The organism is Micromonospora arida, from assembly GCF_003857035.1.
GTDB classification, from domain to species: Bacteria; Actinomycetota; Actinomycetes; order Mycobacteriales; family Micromonosporaceae; genus Micromonospora; species Micromonospora arida.
Genome location: NZ_QGSY01000047.1, coordinates 1 through 5,574, shown reverse-complemented (window position 1 = coordinate 5,574; position 5,574 = coordinate 1). Strand labels below are relative to the sequence as shown.

Below are 5,574 nucleotides of genomic sequence, written 5' to 3'. Positions count from 1 at the left end.
ACCCGCCCCCGTGCCCGCTGAGGAGTGCCGTGCCATCCACCCTGCTCTCCCGCCGTGACCTCGACTTCCTGCTGCACGAGTGGCTGCGGGTGTCCGAGCTCGTCGAGCGCCCCCGCTACGCCGAGCACTCCCGGGAGACCTTCGACGACGCCCTGGATCTCGCCGAGCGGGTGGCCACCGAGCAGTTCGCCCCGCACAACCGCGCCGCCGACCTGGCCGAGCCCACCTTCGACGGGCAGCGGGTGCGGCTGATCCCGCAGGTCCGTGCGGCGTTGGACAGCTTCGCCGAGACGGGCCTGCTCACCGCCGGGCTGGACGCCACGGTCGGTGGCCTGCAACTGCCGCACGCGGTCGCGGCGGCCTGCTTCACCTGGTTCCAGGCCGCCAACGTGGCCACCTCGGCGTACCCGTTCCTCACCCTGGGCAACGCCAACCTGCTGCTGGCGCACGGCAGTCCCGAGCAGGTGGACACCTATGTCCGGCCCATGCTCGACGGTCGGTTCTTCGGCACCATGTGCCTGTCCGAGCCGCACGCCGGCAGCTCGCTGGCCGACATCACCACCCGCGCCGAGCCGCAGGCGGACGGCACGTACCGGCTCTTCGGCACCAAGATGTGGATCTCCGGTGGCGACCACGAGTTGGCCGAGAACATCGTCCACCTGGTGCTGGCGCGCATTCCGGGCGCGCCGCCCGGCGTCAAGGGCATCTCGCTGTTCATCGTGCCGAAGGTGCTGGTCGGCCCGGACGGGTCGCTCGGCGAGCGCAACGACGTGGCGTTGGCCGGGCTCAACCACAAGATGGGGTTCCGGGGCACCACCAACACCCTGCTCAGCTTCGGCGACGGCGCGCACACCCCGGCCGGCCGCGCCGGAGCGGTCGGTCACCTGGTCGGCGCGCCGCATCAGGGCCTGGCGCAGATGTTCCACATGATGAACGAGGCCCGGATCGGGGTCGGGGCGGGCGCCACCGCGCTGGGCTACACCGGCTATCTCAAGAGCCTGGCGTACGCGAAGGAGAGGCCGCAGGGCCGGCCGGTCGGCGCGAAGGACCCGGCCGCCGCGCAGGTGCCGATCATCGACCACCCCGACGTACGACGGATGCTGCTGGCCCAGAAGAGCTACGTGGAGGGGGCATTGGCGCTGGTGCTCTACTGCGCGCGGTTGCTCGACGAGCAGAAGACCGCCCCGGCCGAGGCCGACCGCGAGCGCGCGCACCTGCTGCTGGACGTGCTCACACCGATCACGAAGAGTTGGCCGTCGCAGTGGTGCCTCGCCGCCAACGACCTGGCGATCCAGGTGCTCGGAGGCGCCGGCTACACCCGCGACCACGACGTGGAGCAGCACTACCGGGACAACCGGCTCAACCCGATCCACGAGGGCACCCACGGCATCCAGGCACTGGATCTGCTGGGGCGCAAGATGACCATGCAGGGCGGCGCTGGCCTCACCCTGCTGACCACGACGATCGGTGACACGGTCGAGCGCGCCAGCAAGGCCGGGGGAGAGGCGTCCGAGTTGGCCGACCGGCTGGCCGCCGCGGTGGACCGGGTCACCGCTGTCACCCGTCGACTGTGGGCCGACGGTGACCCGGTGCTCGCGCTGGCCAACGCCAGCGCCTACCTGGAGGCCGTCGGACACGTGGTGATCGCGTGGATGTGGTTGGAGCAGGTGCTGGCGCTGCCGGCGGAGGGGGCCGGCGACGCGTTCCACGCCGGCAAGCGGCAGGCCGCCCGCTACTTCTTCACCGTCGAGTTGCCCCGGACCGGCCCGCAGTTCGACCTGCTGGAGAGCCGGGACCGCACCACGCTCGACATGCGCCCGGACTGGTTCTGACGGATCCCGCCGCCCGTCACCGTCGGCGGGACTGGTGGCTCATGGCCTGCCGCCCCTTGACGACGCCCCAGACGATCACGATCACCAGCGCGATCACACCGATGATGATCAGCCAGCGGACCGCCTCGAGAAGCAACCCGAGCAGGATCAGCACGCCGGCGACCACGCCGACAACCCAGAGCAGTGCACGCATGTCGACCTCCCGTAACCGGCCGCGCCTGGTGCGGCCGGCCCCGGCTCCTCGTTCCCCGTCCGGCCGACACCATGCGCGAGCGGCATACCGGAGTCGATCAGCGGCCGGTACGCGCCACGTAGACGGTGTTGGCCGACTCCCCGCCGGTCAGCGGGTTGGCGAACGGCACGACATGCGCGCGTACGCTCGCGAACACCTCGGTGAGCGCGGCGGTGAACTCGGCGTCCGGCGGGTCGTCCGACCAGAGCGCGAAGACGCCCTCGGGGCGCAGCAGGGCGGCCAGGCGACGCAACCCGGCCGGCGGATAGAACGCCGCGTGGCTCGGGTGCAGGACGTTGCGCGGGGAGTGGTCGACGTCGAGGAGCACCGCGTCGAACCGCCGGCCGGGCACCTCGGTGTCGAAGCCGGTGTCACCGGCCACCGCCGCGAAGAAGTCGGCCTGCACGAAGCGGGTCCGGGGGTCCTCGGCGAGCCCCGCCGCGAACGGCAGCAGCCCTCGCTGGTGCCAGTCGATCACGTCCTCGATCGCCTCCACCACGAACAGTGAGCGCACCCGGGGGTCGCCCAGCGCCGCGCAGGCGGTGTAGCCCAACCCGAGACCGCCCACCACCACGTCGAGCGAGTCACCGGTCACCTCGGCGAGACCGAGCCGGGCCAGCTCGATCTCCGCGACCGGGAAGAGGCTGGACATCAGGTACTCGTCGTCGAGCTTGACCTCGTACACCTCGACCTGGAGTGCCGGGTCCCGGCGTCGGCGCAGGCTGATCGCGCCGATCGGGGTCTCCCGCCAGGCCAGCTCTTCGAAACGCGCGCCCACGGGTGCCCTCTCGCCGCCGGATTCGTCCATGGATGGTACCGGTTGCCCCGCGACGGGCGGCCACGCAGGGTCCGCGGGAGATCGACGCAGCGCATATCCTGTGCCCGGCCGATCCACCGGAGGGGAAGTAACTGCTGGCGTTCTGACGGTCAGGAGTGTTCAGTGGTCGTCTTGAGGGGCGGTGTGAACTTGAAGGAGTGGGCGGCGGCTACCGGCGTCTCGTACGCGACGGCGGTACGAGTCCGGGACGTTGCCTGTTCCCGCGTACCGGCTCGCCGCGCGGCCGAGGTGGTCATCGAGGATCCGACGTGAAGACGATCCAGGCTTACCGGTTCGCCCTCGACCTCACCCCAGGCCAGGAACGCGCCGTGAGGGCGCATGTGGGGGCCGCGCGAGTGGCGCACAACTGGGCGCTCGCCCGGGTCAAGGCGGTCATGGACCAGCGCGCTGCGGAGCGCTCCTATGGGTTGCCGGACGCGTTGCTGACGCCGTCGCTGCCGTGGTCGCTCGCCGGGCTGCGTAAGGCGTGGAACGCTGCGAAGGCTGATGCGGCGCCGTGGTGGGGTGAGGTGTCGAAAGAGGCGTTCAACACCGGCCTGGACGCTCTCGCCCGCGGCTTGAAGAACTGGGCTGACTCCCGTCAGGGCGGGCGGGCCGGCAGACCGGTCGGTTTCCCCCGCTTCAAGTCCCGCCGCCGTGGCACACCGTCGGTGCGGTTCACCACCGGCGCGATCCGCGTCGAGCCCGACCGCCGGCACGTGGTGCTGCCGAGGCTGGGTCGGTTGAAGCTGCACGAATCCGCCCGCAAGCTCGCCCGCCGTATCGAGGGCGGCACCGCGCGGATCATGTCCGCCACCGTGCGCCGCGACGGCGGACGGTGGCACGTCTCGTTCACCGTCGAGGTGCAGCGGACCGAACGGCAACCGGCCCGGCCCGCCTCGGTGGTGGGGGTGGATGTCGGAATCAAACATCTTGCGGTGTTGTCCACCGGCGAGCGGGTCGACAACCCGCGCCACCTCGTCGCCGCGCAGGCCCGACTGCGGGCGCTCGGTCGGGCGTCGTCGCGGAAGTCCGGCCCCGACCGGCGCAACGGCTGCCGGCCCTCGAACCGCTGGCAACGCGCCTCGGACCGACTTGGTCGTGCCCATGCGCGAGTCGCGAACCTGCGCCGCGACGGGCTGCACAAGCTCACCACGAGGCTGGCACGCGAACACGGCAGCATCGTTGTCGAGGACCTGAACGTCGCGGGCATGCTGCGCAACCGGCGGCTGGCCCGGCACATCGCCGATGCCGGGTTCGCCGAGATCCGCCGTCAGTTGGCATACAAGACCGGGTGGAACGGCGGCCGGCTGCTCGTGGCCGACCGCTGGTATCCGTCCTCGAAAACCTGCTCGGGTTGCGGCGCGGTGAAAGCCAAGCTCGCCCTGCACGAGCGTGAGTACGACTGTGACGCGTGCGGCCTGGTCATCGACCGTGACCACAACGCCGCACTCAACCTGGCCGCCCTCGCGGCTGAGTTCACCACCGCCGGGAGTGGCTCGGTGGCAGCACGCGGAGCCGACCAGAAGACCCACACACATGGGCAGGTGGCTGTGAAACGTGAACCCGGCACGGCATCCGCCGGCAAGACCGGGACCGTCCCCACCGCAAGGCGGGGCAACCAATCACGCGCTCACTAGAGCGCACCGAAAGGTAACGGACTCATGCCGTCGCGGCAGGACCAGCTGCACTCCTACCAGTTCAGCGTCCAACGGGCAGTCGCCGCCCTGGTCATGCGGGAGACCGACCCCGCGCAGTCGCCGTTTCGGCGGCTGGCCGGTGCCGGCCTGGCCAGCGTCCTGGTCGCGGCGATCGGGCTCGGTGGTTTCGCCCTCTACGGCCTGTTCGCCGGCGGCGGCAAGGGGTGGCGCGACCCGGGCGCGGTGATCGTGGAGAAGGAGTCCGGCGCCCGGTTCGTCTATCGCGAGCAGAAGCTGCACCCGGTGCTCAACTACGCCTCGGCGCTGCTCATCGTCGGTGCGGATCGCTCGAAGACCGTTCTGGTGTCCCGACGCACGATCGACGGGGTGCCGCGCGGGCTGCCGTTGGGCATCGCCGACGCACCCGACTCGCTGCCCGCCCCGGGCCGGCTGGCCGGCGCAGCGTGGACGGTCTGCTCGACGGTCCCGGCCGGTACGGGCGTCGAGGCGCCCCGCTCCGCGCTGCTGATCGGCACCGAGCCCGACGGCGGTCGGCCGTTGGGCGATGACGCGCTGCTGCTGCGCCACCCCGACGGCGGGCTGCACCTGCTCTGGCACCAGCGCCGATACCTCGTCCGTGATCCGAGCCGGGTGCTGGCGGCGCTCGCCACCACCCGGGCCCAGGCGGTTCGGGTGGCGCCGGCACTGCTCAACTCGCTGCCCGCCGGCACCGACCTCGCCCCACTCGACCTGCCCGCGCTGGGTCGGCCCGCCACCCGGGTGCCGGGGGCGGCGATCGGCACGGTCTACCTGGTGAGCAACTCCGGTGGCGGCCGGCAGTACGCGGTGGCGCTCGATGCCGGCCTGGCCGGCATCACCGAGCTGCAGGCGGGGTTGTTGCTGGCCCGCACCGGGCAGGTCGAGCCGGTGCCGATGACGTTGGGTCGGTTCGCCGCGCTGCCCACGGTGCCTGACCTGGCCCCGACCGGCCCGAACGCCCCGCCACCGACCCCGCCCCGGCTCGCGGCCGGCGACGGCGGGGCGGGGTCGGTG

5 protein-coding genes are annotated in these 5,574 nt (G+C 71.9%); 3 read left to right on the top strand and 2 right to left on the bottom strand.

Annotation, left to right across the window (positions count from 1 at the left end; genetic code table 11):
* Positions 1-29 precede the first annotated feature (29 nt).
* A complete protein-coding gene (locus tag DLJ58_RS00660; protein WP_124853377.1) occupies positions 30-1,832 on the top strand; it encodes an acyl-CoA dehydrogenase in 1,803 nt (600 codons plus the stop codon).
* A 16-nt stretch (positions 1,833-1,848) separates the two neighbouring features.
* Here DLJ58_RS00660 and DLJ58_RS33970 read toward each other — a convergent pair whose 3' ends face one another.
* Together DLJ58_RS33970 and DLJ58_RS00655 are read right to left on the bottom strand one after the other, a co-directional pair.
* Positions 1,849-2,025 (bottom strand): hypothetical protein, encoded by a 177-nt coding sequence (locus DLJ58_RS33970; protein WP_167362498.1) that lies wholly within the window; start codon positions 2,023-2,025, stop codon positions 1,849-1,851.
* A 97-nt stretch (positions 2,026-2,122) separates the two neighbouring features.
* Positions 2,123-2,842: a polyamine aminopropyltransferase gene (locus DLJ58_RS00655; protein ID WP_124853376.1), complete on the bottom strand. Its 720-nt coding sequence runs from the start codon at positions 2,840-2,842 to the stop codon at positions 2,123-2,125.
* A 308-nt stretch (positions 2,843-3,150) separates the two neighbouring features.
* Here DLJ58_RS00655 and tnpB point away from each other — a divergent pair, with 308 nt between their 5' ends.
* Both tnpB and eccB read left to right on the top strand, forming a co-directional pair.
* Complete coding sequence (gene tnpB, locus DLJ58_RS00650; protein WP_124853375.1) at positions 3,151-4,521, top strand: IS607 family element RNA-guided endonuclease TnpB; 1,371 nt, start codon at positions 3,151-3,153, stop codon at positions 4,519-4,521.
* Positions 4,522-4,545: 24 nt separating this feature from the next.
* A partial coding sequence (gene eccB, locus DLJ58_RS00645; protein WP_124853374.1) for a type VII secretion protein EccB occupies positions 4,546-5,574 on the top strand: 1,029 nt, incomplete at its 3' end.

Bases quoted from the DNA above. Each gene is read 5' to 3' on its own strand.
- DLJ58_RS33970 (WP_167362498.1), bottom strand. From the start codon at position 2,025: ATGCGTGCACTGCTCTGGGTTGTCGGCGTGGTCGCCGGCGTGCTGATC.